Below are 20,701 nucleotides of genomic sequence, written 5' to 3' on the forward strand. Positions count from 1 at the left end.
ACTTCTACCTGGTAGCCGCAGAGTCAACGCAAGATCAGCTCAGCCGCTCGATCACCATCGCCATGCCCTGCCCACCGCCCACACACATGGTTTCCAGGCCGAACGTCTTGTCGTAGGTCTGCAGGTTGTTCAGCAGGGTCGCCGTGATGCGGGCACCGGTCATGCCGAACGGGTGACCCAGCGCGATCGCACCGCCGGAGACGTTCAGCTTGTCCTCGTCGATGCCCAGCTCGCGGGCCGAGCCGAGCACCTGCACCGCGAACGCCTCGTTGATCTCGAACAAGTCGATGTCGCGGATCGACATGCCGGCGTTGGCCAGCGCCTTCTTGGTCGCCTCGATCGGACCCAGGCCCATGATCTCCGGCGACAGGCCGGTCACCCCGGTCGACACGATGCGCGCCAGCGGGGTCAGGCCGAGTTCCTTGGCTTTGGTGTCGCTGGTGATCACCACCGCCGCGGCGCCGTCGTTGAGCGGGCAGGCGTTGCCGGCGGTCACCGTGCCGTTGGGCCTGAATACTGGCTTGAGTTGGCTGACCTTCTCGTACGTGGTGCCGGGCCGCGGGCCGTCGTCGACGCTGACCGTGGTGCCGTCGGGCAGGGTGACCGGTGAGATCTCGCGCTCGAAGTGGCCGCTCTTGATCGCCTCTTCGGCGCGGTTCTGGCTGCGCACTCCCCAGTGGTCCTGGTCTTCGCGGCTGATCCCGGTCAGCAGCGCCACGTTCTCGGCGGTCTGGCCCATCGCGATGTAGATGTCGGGCAGCGTGCCGTCCTTGCGCGGGTCGTGCCATTCGTCGGCGCCGGCTGCGGCCGCCTCGGTGCGCCGCTGAGCCTCGTCGAACAGCGGATTCTTGGTGTCCGGCATGCCGTCGGCGCTCCCCTTGGCGAAGCGGGACACCGTTTCCACGCCGGCGGAGATGAACGCATCGCCCTCGCCGGCCTTGATCGCATGGAAGGCCATCCGGGTGGTCTGCAGCGACGACGAGCAGTACCGGTTGACCGTGGTGCCCGGCAGGAAGTCATAGCCGAGTTCGACGGCGACGACCCGGGCGATGTTGTAGCCGGACTCGCCGCCCGGCTGGCCGCAGCCCATGATCAGGTCGTCGATCTGGTGGGGGTTGAGCGCGGGCACCTTGTCGAGCGCGGCGCGCACCATTTGCGCGGCCAGGTCGTCCGGCCGCATGTTGACCAAGGATCCCTTGCCGGCGCGGCCAATTGGCGAGCGGGCAGTTGAGACGATGACGGCTTCCGGCACGGTCGGCTCCCTCTATCGGTGTGGGTTAGACCGAATCTAGCCGCTATCCCCCGGTGGGTACGACGACGGGGGCGGGCACCCCGGTGGTGTGCCGTCGCAGCAGGCGTGACACCACGTCTCGGGCGCGTCCCGGCCGGGACTCGCTGGCCGTGTTAGCCGTCAGCAGAGTCGGCGTCAGGTTGCGGCTGGATTCGCCGAGAGCGTTGCACAACGCCGGCAGCAGCTGATCGGCCACCAGCGCATAGCCGGCCGCCGAGGGGTGGTACTGGTCGTCCGACAGCAACACGGCCGCCGAGTGGCGGAAGTTCGACGCCAGCAGATCGGCCAGCGGCACCGGCACACCGCCGGCCGCCCGTACCGCGGCGGCCTGGGCGCGGGCCAGTCGCAGACCGCGGGTGTGCGCCGCCCAGCGCAGCGGCTGCGGGATCGCCCTGATCACGCCGAAGTCGGGGCAGGTGGCGACCACGACCACCGCGCCGCTGGCGCACAGCCGCCGCACCGCCTCGCCGAGCCGCCGCGCCGACGGCCCGATGCCGTTGAGCGCGGTGACGTCGTTGGCGCCGATCATGATCACCGCCGCATCCGGCGGCGGTCCTGCCACGAACATCGCGTCGACCTGGCCGGACAACCCCTTCGACGTCGCCCCGACGATCGCCTTGGTGCTCAGCCGGACGCTTTTGCCGGTCTGCTCGGCGAGGCCGCGGGCCAGCAGCACGCCCGGCACTTCGTCCGCGGTGCGGCAGCCGTAGCCCGTGGCGGTCGAGTCGCCGAAGACCATCAGGTGCAGGTCCACCGGCGTTCCGCGCTCCCAGCGCTGCACGGGTCCGCCCCCGCGGGTGTAGATGCCGTCGGCGCGGGGCGGGACGTCCCAGGCCTTGGGGATCACGCTGCGGGCATGCTGGGCCTGGCTGATCAGCAGGTTGCGCGCGCCCAGATAGGCCGTGCCCGTCGACGCCAGCGCACCTGCCGCAGCCAAGGCAACCGTCGATCGCCGCGGCACGCGAATATCCACGCCACCAGTTTAAGTCGGCGTCGGCGGATGGTCCGGCACCGCCGACACGGCTCGGTTACAGAGCGGCGCAGAACTGGTATCGAATAAGACTCTTTGATTGTTGAAACTTCTATAGCTGCCAAGCTAAGTTTGCGAGGTTGGCTGAGTGCCTGGGCGGGTACTCCCTTGCTAGGCAAGGGCTGAACCGGATGCTCTGCTACTTCGTCGACTGACTACAACGACGTAGGAAGTGGTGAGCATGACCGCACCGACCAAGGTTCCCGGCCCTTCCGCCAATCGTCTCCGCGCCCGCGATCCGCTGCGGGCGCGCAGGTTTTCCGTCAGCGACGGCACGCCCGTCGAGGTCGTCGAGAGCGGCCCCAGCGTTCCCGCCCGGTTGATGTCGGTGGCCTGTCATCTGACCATCCGGCCGGTGCTGGCCGTCGGCAGCCATGTTCCGCACATGCCGTGGCCGTTCGGCCTGGTCGACTTCGCGTCCCGGGTGCTGCTGCCCGCTCCGGGCACAATCCGGGCGACGGTGGGGTTGCCGAATGCCACCGCCCAGCTGGTTCGCGCCCCCGGGGTGTTGCCCGCCGACGGGACGCGCAGGGTGGTGCTCTATCTGCACGGCGGCGCCTTCCTCACCTGCGGGGTGCACTCGCACAGTCGGGTCGTCAACGCGCTGTCGCGGTTCGCCGACTCGCCGGTGCTGGTGGTCAACTACCGGCTGATTCCCAAACACTCCGTCGGCATGGCGCTCGACGACTGCTACGACGCCTACCGCTGGCTGCGGCTGCGCGGGTACGAGCCGGACCAGATCGTGCTTGCCGGCGACTCCGCCGGTGGCTACCTTGCGCTCGCGCTCGCCCAGCGGTTGCAGGAGGAGAACGAGGAACCGGCTGCGCTGGTGGCGATTTCGCCGTTGATGCAACTGGCCAAGGAGCCCAAGCAGTCCCATCCCAACATCAAGACCGACGCGATGTTCCCGGCGAAGGCGTTCGACGCGTTGGTGGCATTGGTCGCCAGCGCCGCCGCCAAGAACATTGTCGACGGCAAGCCCGAACAGCTTTACGAGCCGCTGGACCACATCGAACCGGGCCTGCCGCGGACGTTGATCCACGTGTCCGGGTCCGAGGTGCTGCTGTACGACGCGCAGCTGGCGGCGGCCAAGCTGGCGGCCGCGGGCGTGCCGGCCGAGGTGCGGATCTGGCCCGGCCAGATTCACGACTTTCAGCTCGCCGCGCCGCTGGTGCCGGAGGCGACGCGCTCGCTTCGCCAGATCGGCGAGTACATCCGCGAGGCCACCGGGTAAACCGACCTGAGACCATGAGTGCATGCGGATCGCGCGGCACATCAGTGAACTCATCGGCAATACCCCACTCGTTCAGCTGAACTCGGTGGTGCCGCCGGGAGCCGGCCGCGTCGTCGCCAAGGTCGAGTACCTCAACCCGGGCTTGAGCAGCAAGGACCGTATCGCCGAGAAGATGATCGACGCCGCCGAGGCCAGCGGGCAGCTCAAGCCCGGCGGCACCATTGTCGAACCCACCTCCGGTAACACCGGCGTCGGGTTGGCGCTGGTCGCCCAGCCCCGCGGCTACAAATGCATTTTCGTCTGCCCGGACAAGGTCAGCGAGGACAAGCAGAACGTGCTGCGCGCCTACGGCGCCGAGGTCGTGGTGTGCCCGACGGCGGTACCCCCCGACCACCCCGACAGCTACTACAGCGTCTCCGACCGGCTCGTCACGGAGATCGACGGCGCCTGGAAGCCCGACCAGTACTCCAACCCGGCGGGCCCGGCCAGCCACTACGAGACCACCGGGCCGGAGATCTGGGCCGACACCGAGGGCAAGGTCACGCATTTCGTGGCCGGTATCGGCACCGGCGGCACGATCACCGGCGCCGGCCGCTATCTCAAGGAGGTCTCCGGCGGGGCGGTGCGGGTGATCGGCGCCGACCCGGAGGGCTCGGTGTATTCCGGTGGCACCGGGCGGCCGTACCTGGTCGAGGGCGTCGGCGAGGACTTCTGGCCGCAGGCCTACGACCCCGAAGTGCCCGACCAGATCATCGCGGTGTCCGACTCCGACTCCTTCAACATGACCCGGCGGCTGGCCCGCGAGGAGGCGATGCTGGTCGGAGGCTCGTGCGGGATGGCTGTGGTGGCCGCGTGCAAGGTGGCCGAGGAGGCCGGCCCCGACGCGCTGGTCGTCGTGCTGCTGCCCGACGGGGGCCGGGGCTACATGTCGAAGATCTTCAACGACGCCTGGATGTCGTCCTACGGCTTCTTGCACACCCCGCTCGACGGCTCGATGGAACAGCCCACGGTCGGCGACGTGCTGCGCGGGAAATCCGGCACGCTGCCCGACCTGGTGCACACCCACCCGTCGGAAACGGTGCGCGACGCGATCGGCATCCTGCGTGAATACGGCGTTTCGCAGATGCCGGTCGTCGGCGCCGAGCCGCCGGTGATGGCCGGCGAGGTGGCCGGCAGTGTGTCGGAGCGCGAACTGCTCTCCGCCGTCTTCGAGGGCCGCGCCAACCTGGCCGATGCCGTCGCGCTGCACATGAGCCCCGCGCTGCCGATGATCGGCGCCGGCGAGTTGGTCAGCGCGCTGGCCAAGGCGTTGCGGGACGCCGACGCCGTGATGGTGGTCGAGGAAGGCAAACCGGTGGGCGTGATCACCCGCCACGACCTGTTGGGATTTCTGTCCGAGGGACCGCGACGAAAGTAGCGGGACGGCGTTCCAGCAAATTACTTCGGAAACGAAACCATCGCTGCCAGCTGGGCGATGGTCATGGCGGGCACGTTACAGCATCACAACCCAACGTAACGACGCTTTTCTGCGGCGCGTCGCGTCGGCTGGTTCGCAGGTGGCTCTCGGGTAGCCTGGTCCCGCCCCGTCCAGCTAACCCCCCGTAAGGGAGAGGCGTCGATGACCGATCAACCGCCCCCACCGCCGCCACCACCGGGTGGTTACCCGCCGCCGCCCCCGTCGTCCGGTGGATATGCGCCGCCGCCGCCCGGGCCCGCCATCCGCGCTCTGCCGACGCAGGCCTACACCTCGTGGTTCACCAGGGTGCTGGCGTTTCTCATCGACTACATCCCCTACGCGATCATCGTGGGCATCGGCTGGGTGATCCTGATGAGCACCCAGGAGGAGGAGTGCCTGGCCGACGTCACCCGCTACGACATCGACGAGGTCTGCGCGGTCGGCTACTCGTCGACCGGGCTGACCGTGTTCTGGCTGGCGGTGCTGCTGGGCCTGGCTTATCTGGTCTGGAACTACGGCTACCGTCAGGGCACTACCGGATCGAGCATCGGTAAATCGGTGCTGAAGTTCAAAGTGGTCAGCGAGGAGACCGGCCAGCCCATCGGTTTCGGCGCGTCGGTGGTGCGCCAACTCGCCCACCTCGTCGACACGATCATCTTCTACATCGGGTACCTGTTTCCGCTGTGGGACGCCAAGCGGCAGACACTGGCAGACAAGATCATGTCGACGGTTTGCCTGCCCGTCGAAGGCCCTGAAGGCAGCCCGGCGTAGATGGCCGACAAGCGCACCCCCGGGCCGGCCACCACCGCGATTCACGCCGGCTTCCACACCGACCCGGCCACCGGGGCGGTCAACCCGCCGATCTACACGGCCAGCACGTTCGCGCAGGACGGCGTCGGCAAGTTGCGCGCGGGGTTCGAGTACTCGCGGTCAGGCAACCCGACGCGGGCCGCGTTGGAGGCGTCGCTGGCCGCCATGGAAGAGGGCAGGTTCGGCCGCGCGTTCAGCTCGGGCATGGCGGCCACCGACTGCGCGTTGCGGGCGATGCTGCGCCCCGGCGAGCATGTGGTGATTCCCGACGACGCCTACGGCGGCACGTTCCGGTTGATCGATAAGGTGTTCACCGGCTGGGGCGTCGAGTACACGCCGGTCGCGCTGTCGGATCTCGATGCGGTGCGCGCCGCGATCACCCCACGCACCCGGCTGATCTGGGTGGAAACGCCGACCAATCCGCTGCTGTCGATCGCCGACATCGCCGCGATCGCCGAGCTGGCGGGCGAGGTAAAGATCTTGGTGGACAACACCTTTGCGTCGCCGGCGCTGCAGCAGCCGTTGACGCTGGGCGCCGATGTGGTGCTGCACTCGACCACCAAGTACATCGGCGGGCATTCCGACGTGGTGGGCGGGGCGCTGGTCACCGACGACGAGGAGCTGGACGCCGCGTTCGGCTTCCTGCAGAACGGCGCCGGCGCGGTGCCGGGGCCGTTCGACGCCTACCTGACGATCCGGGGCCTCAAGACGCTGGTGTTGCGCATGCAGCGGCACAGCGAGAACGCCGCCGCGGTCGCGGGATTCCTCGCCGGGCATCCGGGCGTGTCCACCGTGCTGTATCCGGGCCTGCCGGAGCATCCCGGCCACGACGTCGCAGCCCGGCAGATGCGCGGTTTCGGCGGCATGGTGTCGGTGCGGATGCGCGGCGGGCGAGCCGCGGCCGAAAGCCTGTGCGCGCGAACCGAAGTGTTCATTCTGGCCGAGTCGCTGGGCGGGGTCGAGTCGCTGATCGAGCATCCGGGCGCCATGACCCACGCCTCGACGGCCGGTTCGCAGTTGGAGGTTCCCGACGACCTGGTGCGCCTGTCGGTGGGCATCGAGGACGTCGAGGATCTGCTGGCCGACCTCGAGCAGGCGCTGGCCGAGTAGCGCGAAAACCCTTGGCTTTCAGGAGCTTTTACGTCTGCTCGTCACCAACGCGGGACGAATCGCTGCCGTCGTCACCGCCAGGTTGACTTCGGGCAGGTCGGGTTCGGACTCGCTTACCCAACTGCCGCTGGCGATGTCGGCGGCCCGGCTGCGCACCCACTCCCATCCCCGGTCGCTCAGGCTGAACACCGCGCCCAGCCCGTCGACCATGTGCAGCAACGAGATGATGGTCGCCGTCGTCGAGTCCGGGTTGTGCTCCTCGAACAGCGCGTTCATCAGGGCCGCGCGAGCATTCGACACCCGCGTACGGTCGACCAACGGCCAAGCATATGTACGCTTTAATCCGTTGCCCTGCAAGCGAACCTGTCGTATCTGGTCCAGGCGTTCCAGCTGGGTGAGCACCGCCGCGGGAGTCTCGCGCCGCAGCCTGGCGATCGCGGCGGCCGGGCTCATCGGCCTTCGCAGCAGCAGCTGCAGCGCGGGTTCCAGCACCGGGTCGGCCGGGTTGGGGCCGCTGAGCACCACCAGCCGCCCGGCCTCCACCGGCTCGCTGTCGACCGCCGGACGAATCCGGCACGCATGCGCCAAATCGAGCAGCGCCGCCGCGGTCAGTACACGCTCGCGGCAGCCGCGTTCCAACCCCGGCCGCGCCGACGCGTTGTCGAGCAGCAGCAGAAGAAGATCTTCGGCAATGCGTGCCATGAGCGGACGCAGTCCCGCCCTATTCCCCGACCCCTGCCGTAGCTATGAGTGGTACGGCTCCGCGCTGACCAGCGTCACTTTGACGGTGTTGCCGTTGGGCACGGTGTAGGTGCGCGATTCGCCCACCTTGGCGTCGATCAGCGCGCCGCCGAGCGGCGAGTTCGGCGAGTACACCTCCAGGTCGCCGTCGTTGATGCCCTCCCCGCGGGTGGCGATCAAGAACGTCTCGGTGTCCGACTTGTCATCGCCGTAGTAGACGGTCACCACCGAACCGGGCAGCGCAACCCCGGACTGCGTCGGCGCTTCACCGACCTTGGCGTTGTTCAGCAGGTCCTGGAGTTGGCGGATCCGGGCCTCCTGCTGGCCCTGCTCCTCACGCGCGGCGTGGTACCCGCCGTTTTCGCGCAGGTCGCCCTCCTCGCGGCGGTCGTTGATTTCCGCGGCGATGATCGGACGGTTTGCGATCAACTGGTCGAGCTCGGCCTTGAGTCGGTCATGTGACTCCTGGGTCAACCAGGTCACCTGAGTGTCCGTCATCTCGTCGCGCTCCTCATGTAATCGGTCCCGCGTATCCGCGTGGCTATGGCTGTGGCTGCGGGGTGTGTTCCATCGCGTGACAACGCGTATACCCGCTAATGCAGCAATACACGGCCCCAGCCGGAACCGTGCATGCACATATCGTACCACTGCGCGGCAGTGCGACCACCGTGTTTTCGCAGTTCGGCGTTCGTCCGCACCGCTGTGCGGTCAGGAAGCGCGCAGGTAGCCGGGCACATCAGTGCCGCAGCCGTACACGTCGCCCATTACCGGTGGCTTGCTGGATTTGACGGTCGTCGTCACCTGCACCGTGGCCGCCTGCGACGGGGGGATCAGCACCTCACGGCGCCCGGTCTCGCTGCCGTCTTTGGCGCGGACCCGCACGATGCAGTCCACCGGGCGCGACGGGTCGGATCGCGTCACGCTGATCGTTACCGACACCGTCTCGTCGTCGATCAGCCGGTAGCCGGCCAGCGCGCCTTCCACGTCGCTGCGGCCCAGCCGCTGGTAGCCGACGACTGCGATGACAACGCCGACGGCCACGACCAGCAGCGCCAGCGCGACGACGACGCCGCGCCGCGCCGTGCGAGAAAGCCGCGGACGGCCATAACGGGGGGTGTCGCTCATTGGTTCGCCGGTTTCGGATTCAGGCCGCCAGGATGGAACTATTAGGTTAAAGGCCCAAACGGCGGGCAAGACAGGGGGCACGTGAGCGAACTGCGGTTGATGGCGGTGCACGCCCACCCGGACGACGAGTCCAGTAAGGGCGCCGCCACCCTTGCCCGCTACGCCGACGAGGGCCACCGCGTGCTCGTCGTGACGCTCACCGGCGGCGAGCGCGGCGAGATCCTCAACCCCGCCATGGACCTGCCCGATGTGCACGGCCGCATCGCCGAGATCCGCCGCGACGAGATGGCCAAGGCCGCCGAGATCCTCGCCGTCGAACACACCTGGCTTGGCTTCGTCGACTCCGGGCTGCCCAAGGGCGACCCGCCGCCACCGCTGCCGCAGGGCTGCTTCGCGCTGGTGCCGCTGGAGGTCGCCACCGAGGCGCTGGTGCGGGTGGTGCGCGAGTTTCGCCCGCACGTCATGACGACCTACGACGAGCATGGCGGCTACCCGCACCCCGACCACATTCGCTGCCACCAGGTGTCGGTGGCCGCCTACGAAGCAGCCGGGGACTATCGGATGTATCCGGATGCCGGCGAGCCGTGGACGGTCGCTAAGCTCTACTACAACCACGGCTTCCTGCGGCAGCGGATGCAGCTACTGCAGGACGAGTTCGCCAAACACGGCCAGCAGGGCCCGTTTGAAAAGTGGCTGGCGCACTGGGACCCCAAGCACGACGTGTTCGCCGACCGGGTGACCACCCGCGTGGAGTGCTCGGCGTATTTCAGCCAGCGCGACGACGCGCTGCGCGCGCACGCCACCCAGATCGACCCGAAGGGCGACTTTTTCGCCGCGCCGATCGAATGGCAGCAAAGGCTTTGGCCCACCGAGGAATTCGAGCTGGCCCGTTCGCGGGTGCCGGTGCGCCTTCCCGAGACCGATCTGTTCGCCGGAATCGAGGCCGACCAATGAACCAGCTTCTGCTCACACTGCTGGCCGACGACGCACCCCGCAACACCGGGCCCGACTTCGGCAAGGCCAGCCCGTTCGGCCTTCTGGTGATCGTGCTCCTGCTGATCGGGACGTTCTTGCTGGTGCGGTCGATGAACCGGCAGCTGAAGAAGGTGCCCGAGTCGTTCGACCCGCAGCACCCCGAGCCGGATCAGGCGGCCGACGAGGGCACGGTGGACACCGAACCCGACGGATCACCGCGTGAGCCCGAGGGCTAACACGCTGGCCGAAGCGGCCAGCCCGTACCTGCGCCAGCACGCCGAGAACCCGGTGCACTGGCAGGAGTGGACGCCGCAGGCGCTGGCCGAGGCCGCCGAGCGCGACGTACCGATCCTGCTGTCGGTCGGCTACGCCGCTTGCCATTGGTGCCACGTGATGGCGCACGAGTCGTTCGAGGACGAGCAGGTGGCCGCCGCAATGAACGACGGGTTCGTCTGCGTCAAGGTCGACCGCGAGGAACGGCCCGACATCGACGCCGTCTACATGAACGCCACCGTTGCGCTCACCGGGCACGGCGGCTGGCCGATGACCTGCTTTTTGACGCCGGACGGCCGGCCGTTCTTCTGCGGCACCTACTACCCGAAACCTGTGTTCCTGGAAGTGCTTTCGGCCGTCGTCAACACCTGGCGGACCCGGCGCGACGAGGTGGAGCAGGTATCCGACCACATCGCCGCCGAGCTGCAAAACATGGCGTCCGGGCTGCCGGGCGGTGGCCCGGAGATCGAGCCGGCGTTGTGCGATCACGGGGTGGCGCTGGTGTTGGAAGACGAGGACACCGAGGACGGCGGGTTCGGCGGCGCGCCGAAGTTCCCGCCGTCGGCGCTGCTCGAAGCGCTGCTGCGGCACTACGAGCGCACCGGATCCCAGCCGGCGCTGCAGGCGGTGGAGCGCACCTGCGCCGCGATGGCCCGCGGCGGAATCTACGACCAGTTGGCTGGCGGATTCGCCCGCTACAGCGTCGACAATGCTTGGGTGGTACCGCATTTCGAGAAGATGCTGTACGACAACGCGCTGTTGCTGCGCGTCTATGCCCACTGGGCCCGCCGCACCGGGAACCCACTGGCCCGCCGGGTGGCCCGTCAGACCGCCAAGTTCCTGCTGCATGATCTGGGCGACGGCGACATGTTCACCTCGTCGCTGGACGCCGACGCCGCGGGCGCCGAAGGCTCCACCTACGTGTGGACGCCGGCGCAACTGACCGAAGTCCTCGGGTCAGACGACGGGCATTGGGCCGCTTCGGTTTTCGGCGTCACCGACACCGGCACATTCGAGCACGGCACGTCGGTGCTGCAGTTGCCGTCCGACCCCGACGATGCCGACCGTCTGGAGCGCGTCCGCACCGTGCTGCTGGCCGCCCGGCTGACCCGGCCGCAGCCCGACCGCGACGACAAGGTGGTCACCGCCTGGAACGGCCTGGCAATCACCGCGTTGGCGGAAGCCAGTGTGGCCCTTGGCGATCCGGAACTGCTGGCCGCCGCGAGGCGATGCGCGACGGCGCTGGTGGACCTGCACCTGGTCGACGGCCGACTGCGCCGGGCCAGCCTGGGCGGACGGGTCGGCGACAGCGCGGCGATCCTGGAAGACCACGGGATGCTGGCCACGGGTCTGCTGAGCCTCTACCAGTTGACCGGCGAGGACACCTGGCTGTCGACGGCCACCGCGCTGCTCGACATCGCGTTGGCGCACTTCGCCGATCCGGATCGGCCGGGCCGGTGGTTCGATGCCGCGGACGACGCCGAACAGTTGATGTTTCGGCCCGCCGACCCGTTGGACGGCGCGACGCCGTCGGGAGCCTCCTCGATCACCGAGGCGCTGCTGACTGCCGCGCATCTGGTCGGCGGCGAGCGCGCCGCAAGGTATTGGGCGGCGGGCGCCGACGCGCTGCTGGCGCACTCTGTGCTGCTCGCCCGCGCGCCGCGCTCGGCCGGGCATTGGCTGGCGGTCGCCGAGGCGGCGGTGCGCGGTCCGCTGCAGGTCGCGGTGGCCTGCGCTGGGCCGGGATCGGCGCTGCTGGCCGCCGCGCGCAAACTCGCCCCGGGTGGGGCCATTGTGGTCGGCGGCGCGGCGGGCTCGTCCGAGTTACTCCTCGACCGCGACCGGGTCGACGGCGCCGACGCCGCCTACGTGTGCCGCGGCCGGGTCTGCGATCTGCCGGTCACCGCCACCGACGATCTGGCCGCGGCCCTGTCGCGGTAGCCTGCGTCACATGCCGAGTGCTGAACACATCGCCGACACCGTCAACCGCTACATCAGCCTGGTTGCCAAGGGGGGCGCCGACGACATCGCGGAGCTCTACGCCGAGGACGCCACCGTCGAGGATCCGGTCGGCGGCGAGGTGCACATCGGCCGGCAGGCGATCCGCGGCTTCTACTCCGCGATCGAAAACGCCGAGCGCGAATGCGAATTGGTCACTTTGCGGGTCGCCGGCAACGAAGCCGCGTTCCAGTTCCGGCTCACGGTCAAGGCCGGCGACGGCGGGATGGTGATCGAGCCCATCGACGTGATGGCGTTCGACGACGAGGGCAAGGTCGCCGCGATGAAGGCCTACTGGTCGGCGGAGAACGTCCGACAGCTTTAGCAGCTACGCCGGGTGGCCGACATAAAAGACGGCCAGCCACATCGCGATGTAATGCAGGATTGCCGCGACCGCTGTGCAGGCGTGGAAAAACTCGTGGTAGCCAAAGGTTTTCGGCCACGGGTCCGGCCAGCGCAGGCCGTAGAGCAGTCCGCCGATGCTGTACAGCACGCCGCCGACGGCCAGCAGCACCATCGCCGCCACGCCGGCGGTGTGGATGATCGTCGGCGCGTACCACACCGCCACCCAGCCCAGCAGCAGATACAGCGGCACGCCCACCCAGCGGGGCGCCGTCGGCCACAGCACCTTCAGCAGGATCCCGGCCGCCGCCCCGCCCCACACGATGCACAGCACCAGTGTCCCGGTGTCGCGCGGCATGGCCAGCCGCGCGAACGGCGTGTAGCTGCCCGCGATGAAGATGAAGATCATCGAATGGTCGAGCCGCTTCATGCGCATCCGCGCCGTGACCGATTTCCACTCCACCCGGTGATAGGTGGCGCTGACGGCGAACATCGCCACGGTGGCCGCGGCGTAGATGAACGTCGCCAGGCCGGCCTGCGGTGAGGCCACCGCCCACGACACGGACACCAGGGTCGCGCCGCAGATGATCGCCAGCCACGCCGAGTAGAAGTGGATCCAGCCGCGCATCCGCGGCTTGGTAAGGATTTCGGTAGCGCCCTCGACGACGTCCTCGACAACGCTGATCGGTCCGGACTGGTGCGACTCAGCGTTCGTCTGGCTCAATTTCCCTCCCTGACTTGTGTCGGGATCGCCGTTGATCGTGCCTTTCACAGTAGTCTGGATTCCCGTGGAGATTATCCCCCCGCGCCTCAAGGAACCGCTGTATCGCATCTATGAGATGCGGTTACGGCAGGGTCTGGCGGCCTCCAAATCCGCGCTGCCGCGCCACATCGCGGTGCTGTGCGACGGCAACCGGCGCTGGGCGCGCGACGCCGGCTACGACGACGTCAGCTATGGCTACCGGATGGGTGCGGCCAAGATCGCCGAGATGCTGCGATGGTGTCAGGAAGCCGGCATCGAAATGGCGACGGTGTATTTGTTGTCCACCGAAAACCTGCAACGCGACCCCGACGAACTGGCCGCGCTGATCGAAATCATCACCGACGTCGTCGAAGAAATCTGCGCGCCGGTCAACCGCTGGAGCGTGCGCACGGTCGGGGACTTGGAGCTTATCGGCGAGGAACCGGCCCGGCGGCTGCGCGAGGCCGTAGAAAGCACGGCGGGCACTCCGAGTTCCGGCTTCCACGTCAACGTCGCCGTCGCCTACGGCGGCCGTCAGGAGATCGTCGACGCCGTGCGCGCCCTGCTCAACAAGGAACTCGCCAACGGCGCGAGCGCCGAGGAACTGGTCGACGCCGTCACCGTCGACGCCATCTCCGAAAACCTGTACACCTCAGGGCAACCCGACCCCGACCTGGTCATCCGGACGTCGGGGGAGCAGCGGCTGTCCGGCTTTCTGTTGTGGCAGAGCGCCTATTCGGAGATGTGGTTCACCGAGGCGCACTGGCCGGCGTTCCGGCGGGTCGACTTCCTGCGCGCGCTGCGCGATTACAGCTTGCGTCACCGCCGTTTCGGGATGTAGCCGGACGGGTCCTCGCGCTAGAACTGGCAGCGTTTGGCAGTGCAGTGCCTTCAGTTGGCACTGCGCTGGCCGCACCATCGGCACATGACAAGCGAATTGGTTTCACGTCGTTACAGTCAGCGCTGGCGAGCGATCCTTGCCGACCTGGTCTTCTGGAGCCTCGCGGGCGCGATCGTCGCCGCATTCTCTGGGCCGTTCGGCGAGTGGTGGCATGTGCCGCGCTCAGTGCTCCTCGCCGGAGGGCTGACGTTTCTCGTCGGTGGTCTCGGCCTGCTGTTCGGTCTGAACCGGCTGCGCCCGACGCCGCGTCGCCTGGTATGGGGTTTCGGGATGTTCAACCTGATCTTCGCCCCAATCGTGTGGGTTACGGCGATGTATGGCTGGTTGCCGCTCAGCGCGCCGGGTAATTGGGCGCTCGCCTCCGCCGGCGTCATCGCACTCGTGCTCGGCGGCTGGCAGCTGGATACTTTGCGCTGACTGACGCGCGGGTGGGCCGTGTCACACTGGAGCCATGGCTGCGCTGTCGGCGGCGGTGTTCGCACTGAGCTGGTGGCTGGGCGCATATCTGTTGGCGCGTGACCCGCGCAAGCCGGTGCTCGTGTTGGCGGCGACCGGGCTGTGCGGCTTCGCGGCCGTGGTTGCGCTGGACGCGGTGCGGCTGGTCGCGCACGTCGGGCTGCTCAACCAGGTCGAGATATACCTGGCGGCCGTGCCCGGTGTGGCATGGTTCGCGGTCCTTGTCGAGCTGGCCCGGCCCTGCGACAGCTGGCGGGCCCGCACCGGTGAGCTGCTGCTGATCGGTGGCGTCGCGGCGTTGACCCTGGTCGGCGCGGCGATGGCCGGCAGTGTCGACGGGCCGTTGCGGCTCGGCCATTGGGTGATGTTCGCGGTGATATCGCTTTCCACCCTCGGCGCAATGGCCAAGGCCCTGGCACGGCCCGCCCAGCCGATCCCGGTGGTCGGCCTCGTCGTCGTGGCGACGTTGTTCTTCTCGCTGAGCAATGCGATCTTGGTCATTCCGCTGGGTCTGGTCCCCAGCTGGCTGGCGCTGGCGTCGACGGGATGTGACGTGCTCGCGCTCGGTGTTGCGGTGGCGCTGTGGGATGCCTTCGACGAGGGCCAGGCGCTGCGCGCCGACATGCTGCGTTCTTTTTGGGGCAGCGTCACGGTGGCCGTGCTGTTCGGCGGTCAGGTGCTGATCGGCATCGCGTTGACCGGCCAGCAGACCGCACTGATGGTGCTGCTGTTCACCAGCCTGGCCATCGCGATCGACGTGCAGGTGCTCGCCGACCCGATGGCGGGCATGCTGGACCGGATGGCGTTCTGGCGGTCTCCGACGCTGCGCGCCGACCGGGCGACGCTGCGGCGCACCGAATCCGCGCTGCCGCTGCGCTCGGCCGACCCGCTCGACGACGTCGACGACGACACCTTCGCCCGGCTCACTCGCCGCGCGCTCGGCCACTACGGCGACCTGTCGAAGCTGGTCGCCAGCCCCCTGACCGCGCTGCCCGAAATCGACGAGCGGCTGGCCGCCCGCGGCGCGCCCGACCAGCCGCTGGAGCGGGCCATCGAACTCAAGGCGTTACTGGCCGATCGCATCGCGGCGCTCAAGCCGCGCGACGGCGGCGACTTCGGCACCACCGAACAATGGCGCTATTACAACTCGCTGTACTTCCCGTACGTCGTGGGCGTGCGCGCCTACGCGCAGAACGCCACGGCCGCCGGCCTGGACCCGATCGCCCGGCAGGCGTGGCAGTGGTTCGTCACCGAGGTGCCGCAGCGCTCGCTGCACAACTGGCAGAACGCCGCCGCCCGGTTGATCGCCGCCGATCTGCGTGGCCGGGTAGCCGTTTCCAGCTAAGGAAATATCTGTCCGGCAAAACCGTGTTGACCTGCGCATGGCATTAGTTGGCAGTGCCATGCGTCGATCTGGCAGTCCCAGAGCGGCACGCTCAAACATGTTCGAGCACGTCACCCAAGGAGTTTTGACATGACCGCTACTGCCGGATTGGCCACCCGCCCGTTCGCCGACTCGACCGACTCGCTGCTGCGCTTCGCGATGCGCGCCGACGCCACGCTGACCGGGCTCGCGGGCCTGGCCGTCGCCGTGCTCGCCGACCCGATCTCGTCGCTGACAGGCTTGAGTTCGATTCAGGAATACATCGCCGGGGCCCTGTGCGTGTTGTACGGGCTGGGCGTGTTCAGCATCGCCGCGGCGCCCGATCTTCGCCGCGCCGGGATCGGCGTCGTGATCGCCAATGTCGTGTGCACCGTGGGGGCGGTCGCCGTCGTCGCCGCCGGGGTGTTGCCGCTGACGGCCACCGGTGTGGTCGCAACATTGGCCAGCGGCGTGTACACCGCACTGTTCGGTTACCTGCAATACCTCGGAGTGCGCCGACTGCCGGCGTGACTCCCTTCCGCTGGTGCGGGGCGCTGCCACCGTTTCGAGGTTTGCGGTGGGGGTCCCCGCACCGGCTCATTGCGCGATATCCATCGCTCGAGCGTGGACTTTTGGCACGCAGAACCGCGAGTGGGCGTGTCTTAAGCCCACAGTCGACGCAGAAGTTACAGCTTGCGCAGCCGCAGCCGGTTGATGGAGTGGTCGGCGTCTTTGCGCAGCACCAGGGTGGCCCGTGGCCGGGTGGGCAGGATGTTCTCGACGAGGTTGGGCCGGTTGATCGAACGCCAGATGTCGCGGGCGGCGGCGACGGCTTGGGAATCGTTCAGCCCTGCGTAGTGGTGGAAGTGCGAGGCCGGATTGGCGAACGCCGTCGAGCGCATCGCCAAAAACCTTGACACATACCACTGTTCGATGTCCTCGATCCGCGCGTCCACGTACAGCGAGAAGTCGAACAGGTCCGACACCATCAGCGTCGGCCCGGTCTGCAGCACGTTGAGGCCCTCGAGGATCAGGATGTCGGGGTGGCGCACCACGTGTTTGGCGCCCGGCACGATGTCGTAGTGCAAGTGCGAGTACACCGGCGCGCACGCGTACCGCGCCCCCGACTTCACCGAGGTGACGAACCGCATCAACGCCCGCCGGTCGTAACTTTCCGGAAAACCCTTGCGGTGCATGAGGTTTCGCCGCTCGAGTTCGGAGTTCGGGTACAGGAAGCCGTCGGTGGTGACCAGGTCGACACGCGGATGGTGATCCCAGCGGGCCAGTAGCGCCTGCAGCAGACGGGCGGTGGTCGACTTGCCCACCGCCACACTGCCGGCCACCCCGATGATGAACGGCACCGGCCGGTCCGGGTTCTGCTGCGGCTCGCCTAGGAACTCCGCGGTGGCCGCGAACAGCCGCTGGCGGGCCGCGACCTGCAGGTGCAGCAGACGGGCCAGCGGCAGGTACACCTCTTCGACCTCGAGCAGGTCGACCTGCTCACCGAGACCACGCAGGGCAACGACTTCGTCTTCGGTCAGCGGCAGCGGCGTCGACATGCGCAGCGCGCGCCACTGACTTCGGTCGAACTCCACGTAGGGGCTCGGCTCGCTCAGCCGCGGCATGGCCCTCAGTCTTGCAGGGGCGGAATGGATAGCGTTAACCGGTATGGAGCCCGACAGCCTGATCCGCGAGTACCTGCTGCTGGGTTTGCGCTTCGACCGGATCGAGTCCGGCTACGTCGACGCCTACACCGGTGACCCCGCGCTGCGCCGGCTGGTCGCCGACGAGCCGGCGCCCGAGCCGGCCACGCTGGTCCGAGCGGCCGACGGGCTGATCGCCGCACTGCCGGACGTGCCGCGCCGCAACGGATTCGACGACACCCGCGCCGACTACCTGCGCGCTCACCTGCGGGCGCTGGCGTGCGCCGGGCGCAAGTTCGCAGGCGACGACATCGGCTTCGTCGAAGAGGTGCGCGACTATTTCGACGTCGACATCGCCAAAGGCGACGCCGACACCTACCGCCAAGCGCACAGCCGCCTCGACGAACTACTCGGCGGAACCGGCCCGCTGGCCGAGCGGATGATCGCCTACCGCGCCGCCGAGGAGATACCGCCGCAACGGCTGGCCGAGTGCATCGAGGCGTTCTCCAGCGCGCTGCGCGACCGGGTGCGCGCCGAATACCCGCTGCCGGACACCGAAACCATCGAATACCAGGTGGTCACCGACAAGCCGTGGTCGGGATTCAACTACTACCTGGGCAACTACCGCTCGACGGTGGCCGTCAACGCCGACCTCAAGCAGCTGATGTCCAACCTGCCGCGGCTGGTCGCCCACGAGTCCTATCCCGGCCACCACACCGAGCACTGCCGCAAGGAGGCGGGCCTGGTCAAACGCCACGGCCAGGCCGAGCAGACCATCTTCCTGGTCAACACCCCGCAGTGCCTGATCGCCGAGGGCCTGGCCGATTTGGCGCTGCACGTCGCCGTCGGCCCGGGCTGGGGACGTTGGGCTGCCGACATCTACGCCGACTTGGGGCTGCGTTTCGACGGCGAGCGGGCCGAGGCGATCTCGGAGGCGACGGCCGCGCTCGCCGGTGTTCGCCAGGACGCCGCGCTGATGCTGCACGACGAGCACCGCGACGCCGACGAGGTGACGGATTTCCTGCGCCGCTGGCTGCTGGTCACCGACGAGCGCGCCCGCCAGATGCTGCGGTTTTTGTCCTCGCCGCTGTGGCGCGCCTACACCAGCACCTACGTCGAGGGATACCGGCTGCTGCGGCGCTGGCTGGACAACCGGCCCGCCGGGGTCAGCCTCACCGAGCGGTTCGGCCGCCTGCTGGACGAGCCGCTGATCCCGTCGGCGCTTCGCATAGGCTGAGAGCCATGCCTGCCGAATACGCCGACACCGCGAGCGCCGCTTACCGCGCCGCGTTGCAGGTCGTCGAATCCGTCGAACCCCGCATCGCCGCCGCGACCCGCAAAGAGCTTGCCGACCAACGTGATTCGCTCAAGCTGATCGCCAGCGAGAACTACGCTTCGCCCGCGGTGCTGCTGACGATGGGCAGTTGGCTGTCGGACAAGTACGCCGAGGGCACCATCGGGCACCGCTTCTATGCGGGCTGCCAAAACGTCGACACTGTCGAGAGCGTGGCCGCCGAGCACGCCCGCGAGCTGTTCGGCGCGCCCTACGCCTACGTGCAGCCGCACTCGGGCATCGACGCCAACCTCGTTGCGTACTGGGCCATTCTGGCCACCCGGGTCGAGGCGCCGGGCCTGGCCGAGGCCGGCGTCAAGCACGTCAACAACCTGTCCGAACAGGACTGGGAAGCGCTGCGCCACAAGCTGGGCAACCAGCGGCTGCTGGGCATGTCGCTGGATGCCGGCGGGCACCTCACCCACGGTTTCCGGCCCAACATCTCGGGCAAGATGTTCCACCAGCGCAGCTACGGCACCGACCCGCAAACCGAGTTGCTGGACTATGACAAGGTCGCGGCGGCGGCGCGGGAGTTCAAGCCGTTGATCCTGGTCGCGGGCTACTCGGCCTATCCGCGGCGGATCAACTTCGCCACCATGCGCGAGATCGCCGACGAGGTGGGCGCCACCCTGATGGTCGACATGGCGCACTTCGCCGGGCTTGTCGCGGGCAAGGTGTTCACCGGCGACGAGGACCCGGTGCCGCACGCGCACGTCACCACCACGACGACGCACAAGTCGTTGCGCGGCCCCCGCGGCGGGCTGATCCTGGCCCAGCCGGAGTACGCCGACGCCGTCGACAAGGGCTGCCCGATGGTGCTGGGCGGGCCGCTGGCCCACGTCATGGCCGCCAAGGCCGTCGCGCTGGCCGAGGCCCGCCAGCCGACGTTCCAGACCTACGCCCAGCAGGTCGCCGACAACGCGCACGCACTGGCCGAGGGGTTCCTCAAGCGCGGAGCGCGGCTGGTGACCGGCGGCACGGACAACCACATCGTGCTGCTCGACGTCACGTCGTTCGGGCTGACCGGCCGCCAGGCCGAATCGGCGCTGCTGGACTCCGGCGTCGTCACCAACCGCAACTCGATTCCCGTCGATCCCAACGGCGCCTGGTACACCAGCGGCATCCGGCTCGGCACGCCGGCGCTGACCAGTCGCGGCTTCGGCGCTGCCGACTTCGACCGGGTCGCCGAGCTGGTGGTCGACGTCCTGAAGAACACCACGGCCGAGGGCACGTCGAAAGCCAAGTACACGCTGGCCGACGGCACCGCCGAACGGGTGCGCGCCGCGTCGGCCGAGCTGCTGGACGCCAACCCGCTCTACCCGGGCTTGACGGTGTGAAGTCGGCCCGGTTCGTCGCCTGCGTCGCCGTCGCGATGTTGGCGCCGTCGCCGGCCGCCGCCGCAGCACCGCCGGGATTTCCCGATCTGAGCGCTTTCGCTCCGGTGGATCCGCAGGGCTACCTGGGCGCCAGTCGCTACCTGGACAACAACGACAACGACGTGGGGGTGTGGTTTTCCACCTCCGACGGCGTGGTTTGCAGCTGGACCTATTTCCCCAAGGCCATGGAAAGCCCGATGGGTTGGCCGGGCATCACGTGCATGGGGGACATTCCCGGCATCCCGGATTCGGTTCCCGACAGCGGGGCTCCGGGATGCGCCCGGGTGTGGCCGCGGCCAGTCTCGTCCGACTTCGTTCTCGACAGGCATGGCGGCGCATGCCCGCCGTTTCGCGGCGCCGCCGTCATGAACGCCGGGCAGAAGATCGAAACCGGCGACGCCACCTGCGCGGTCGGCGCGAACCAGTTGCTCGCCTGTATCGATCCCTCCCGCGGCAAGGGATTCGTCCTGCAGCCATCCGGCAGCTGGGTGTTCTGACCGCC

The 20,701-nt window shown here is 68.5% G+C and carries 19 protein-coding genes and 3 pseudogenes; 15 read left to right on the forward strand and 7 right to left on the reverse strand.

Translation table 11 applies throughout. The features are described 5' to 3' along the window. Positions 1–34 precede the first annotated feature (34 nt). A complete protein-coding gene (locus tag AWC14_RS16780; protein ID WP_045377742.1) occupies positions 35–1,252 on the reverse strand; it encodes an acetyl-CoA C-acetyltransferase in 1,218 nt (405 codons plus the stop codon). 43 nt (positions 1,253–1,295) lie between these two features. Then, a complete protein-coding gene (locus AWC14_RS16785) occupies positions 1,296–2,252 on the reverse strand; it encodes an SGNH/GDSL hydrolase family protein (protein ID WP_428838976.1) in 957 nt (318 codons plus the stop codon). A 250-nt stretch (positions 2,253–2,502) separates the two neighbouring features. Here AWC14_RS16785 and AWC14_RS16790 point away from each other — a divergent pair, with 250 nt between their 5' ends. From AWC14_RS16790 to AWC14_RS16805, 4 genes and pseudogenes are all read left to right on the forward strand, one after another. Next, positions 2,503–3,555 (forward strand): alpha/beta hydrolase, encoded by a 1,053-nt coding sequence (locus AWC14_RS16790; RefSeq protein WP_045377823.1) that lies wholly within the window; start codon positions 2,503–2,505, stop codon positions 3,553–3,555. Positions 3,556–3,577: 22 nt separating this feature from the next. Further along, complete coding sequence (locus tag AWC14_RS16795; RefSeq protein ID WP_045377748.1) at positions 3,578–4,972, forward strand: cystathionine beta-synthase; 1,395 nt, start codon at positions 3,578–3,580, stop codon at positions 4,970–4,972. A gap of 180 nt (positions 4,973–5,152) precedes the next feature. Beyond that, positions 5,153–5,782: pseudogene (locus AWC14_RS16800) on the forward strand (RDD family protein); the annotation flags it as partial. Continuing rightward, the gene (locus tag AWC14_RS16805; protein WP_045377751.1) at positions 5,783–6,931 is read left to right on the forward strand and encodes a cystathionine gamma-synthase; all 1,149 of its coding nucleotides are present in this window, start codon (positions 5,783–5,785) and stop codon (positions 6,929–6,931) included. Positions 6,932–6,949: 18 nt separating this feature from the next. On the opposite strand, the gene AWC14_RS16810 is transcribed toward AWC14_RS16805, so the two are convergent. From AWC14_RS16810 to AWC14_RS16820, 3 genes are all read right to left on the reverse strand, one after another. Beyond that, complete coding sequence (locus tag AWC14_RS16810; RefSeq protein ID WP_045377754.1) at positions 6,950–7,633, reverse strand: GOLPH3/VPS74 family protein; 684 nt, start codon at positions 7,631–7,633, stop codon at positions 6,950–6,952. A 42-nt stretch (positions 7,634–7,675) separates the two neighbouring features. Next, positions 7,676–8,170, reverse strand: a complete 495-nt coding sequence (gene greA, locus AWC14_RS16815; protein WP_045377757.1) for a transcription elongation factor GreA — start codon at positions 8,168–8,170, stop codon at positions 7,676–7,678. A gap of 210 nt (positions 8,171–8,380) precedes the next feature. After that, complete coding sequence (locus AWC14_RS16820) at positions 8,381–8,797, reverse strand: DUF4307 domain-containing protein (RefSeq protein ID WP_045377760.1); 417 nt, start codon at positions 8,795–8,797, stop codon at positions 8,381–8,383. A gap of 81 nt (positions 8,798–8,878) precedes the next feature. On the opposite strand from AWC14_RS16820, the gene mca reads away from it, so the two are divergent. The 4 genes and pseudogenes from mca to AWC14_RS16840 all read left to right on the forward strand — a co-directional run bounded on the left by mca (position 8,879) and on the right by AWC14_RS16840 (position 12,368). Next, complete coding sequence (gene mca / locus AWC14_RS16825) at positions 8,879–9,751, forward strand: mycothiol conjugate amidase Mca (RefSeq protein WP_045377763.1); 873 nt, start codon at positions 8,879–8,881, stop codon at positions 9,749–9,751. Beyond that, positions 9,748–9,999 (forward strand): annotated as a pseudogene (locus tag AWC14_RS16830) (hypothetical protein); the annotation flags it as partial. The gene mca and the pseudogene AWC14_RS16830, both read left to right, overlap by 4 nt. Next, positions 9,982–11,986 (forward strand): annotated as a pseudogene (locus tag AWC14_RS16835) (thioredoxin domain-containing protein); the annotation flags it as partial. The pseudogenes AWC14_RS16830 and AWC14_RS16835, both read left to right, overlap by 18 nt. Positions 11,987–11,996: 10 nt before the next feature. Then, positions 11,997–12,368, forward strand: coding sequence for a nuclear transport factor 2 family protein (locus tag AWC14_RS16840; RefSeq protein WP_045377769.1), 372 nt, complete (start codon positions 11,997–11,999; stop codon positions 12,366–12,368). A gap of 3 nt (positions 12,369–12,371) precedes the next feature. Here the strand turns inward: AWC14_RS16840 and trhA are convergent, their stop codons facing one another. Continuing rightward, positions 12,372–13,145 (reverse strand): PAQR family membrane homeostasis protein TrhA, encoded by a 774-nt coding sequence (gene trhA, locus AWC14_RS16845; RefSeq protein WP_428838977.1) that lies wholly within the window; start codon positions 13,143–13,145, stop codon positions 12,372–12,374. A gap of 28 nt (positions 13,146–13,173) precedes the next feature. On the opposite strand from trhA, the gene AWC14_RS16850 reads away from it, so the two are divergent. From AWC14_RS16850 to AWC14_RS16865, 4 genes are all read left to right on the forward strand, one after another. Continuing rightward, positions 13,174–13,968, forward strand: coding sequence for a (2Z,6E)-farnesyl diphosphate synthase (locus AWC14_RS16850; RefSeq protein WP_045377775.1), 795 nt, complete (start codon positions 13,174–13,176; stop codon positions 13,966–13,968). Positions 13,969–14,052: 84 nt separating this feature from the next. Beyond that, positions 14,053–14,445, forward strand: coding sequence for a hypothetical protein (locus tag AWC14_RS16855; RefSeq protein WP_045377778.1), 393 nt, complete (start codon positions 14,053–14,055; stop codon positions 14,443–14,445). A 34-nt stretch (positions 14,446–14,479) separates the two neighbouring features. Then, positions 14,480–15,829: a hypothetical protein gene (locus AWC14_RS16860; RefSeq protein ID WP_045377781.1), complete on the forward strand. Its 1,350-nt coding sequence runs from the start codon at positions 14,480–14,482 to the stop codon at positions 15,827–15,829. A 129-nt stretch (positions 15,830–15,958) separates the two neighbouring features. Then, positions 15,959–16,378 carry a hypothetical protein gene (locus AWC14_RS16865; RefSeq protein WP_045377784.1) on the forward strand — a complete coding sequence of 140 codons (420 nt, stop codon included), beginning with the start codon at positions 15,959–15,961 and terminating at the stop codon, positions 16,376–16,378. Between the two features lie 155 nt (positions 16,379–16,533). Here AWC14_RS16865 and coaA read toward each other — a convergent pair whose 3' ends face one another. Then, on the reverse strand, positions 16,534–17,472 hold the full coding sequence (gene coaA, locus AWC14_RS16870) for a type I pantothenate kinase (RefSeq protein WP_045377787.1): 939 nt from the start codon (positions 17,470–17,472) through the stop codon (positions 16,534–16,536). 43 nt (positions 17,473–17,515) lie between these two features. On the opposite strand from coaA, the gene AWC14_RS16875 reads away from it, so the two are divergent. The 3 genes from AWC14_RS16875 to AWC14_RS16885 are packed head-to-tail and all read left to right on the forward strand — an operon-like array spanning position 17,516 to position 20,696. Next, positions 17,516–18,727, forward strand: coding sequence for a hypothetical protein (locus tag AWC14_RS16875; protein ID WP_045377790.1), 1,212 nt, complete (start codon positions 17,516–17,518; stop codon positions 18,725–18,727). A gap of 5 nt (positions 18,728–18,732) precedes the next feature. Then, on the forward strand, positions 18,733–20,160 hold the full coding sequence (locus AWC14_RS16880; RefSeq protein WP_045377793.1) for a glycine hydroxymethyltransferase: 1,428 nt from the start codon (positions 18,733–18,735) through the stop codon (positions 20,158–20,160). Continuing rightward, a complete protein-coding gene (locus AWC14_RS16885) occupies positions 20,157–20,696 on the forward strand; it encodes a hypothetical protein (protein ID WP_045377796.1) in 540 nt (179 codons plus the stop codon). Before AWC14_RS16880 ends, AWC14_RS16885 begins: the two co-directional genes overlap by 4 nt. Positions 20,697–20,701 lie beyond the last annotated feature (5 nt).

It is taken from the genome of Mycobacterium kyorinense, assembly GCF_002101735.1.
GTDB classification, from domain to species: domain Bacteria; phylum Actinomycetota; class Actinomycetes; order Mycobacteriales; family Mycobacteriaceae; genus Mycobacterium; species Mycobacterium kyorinense.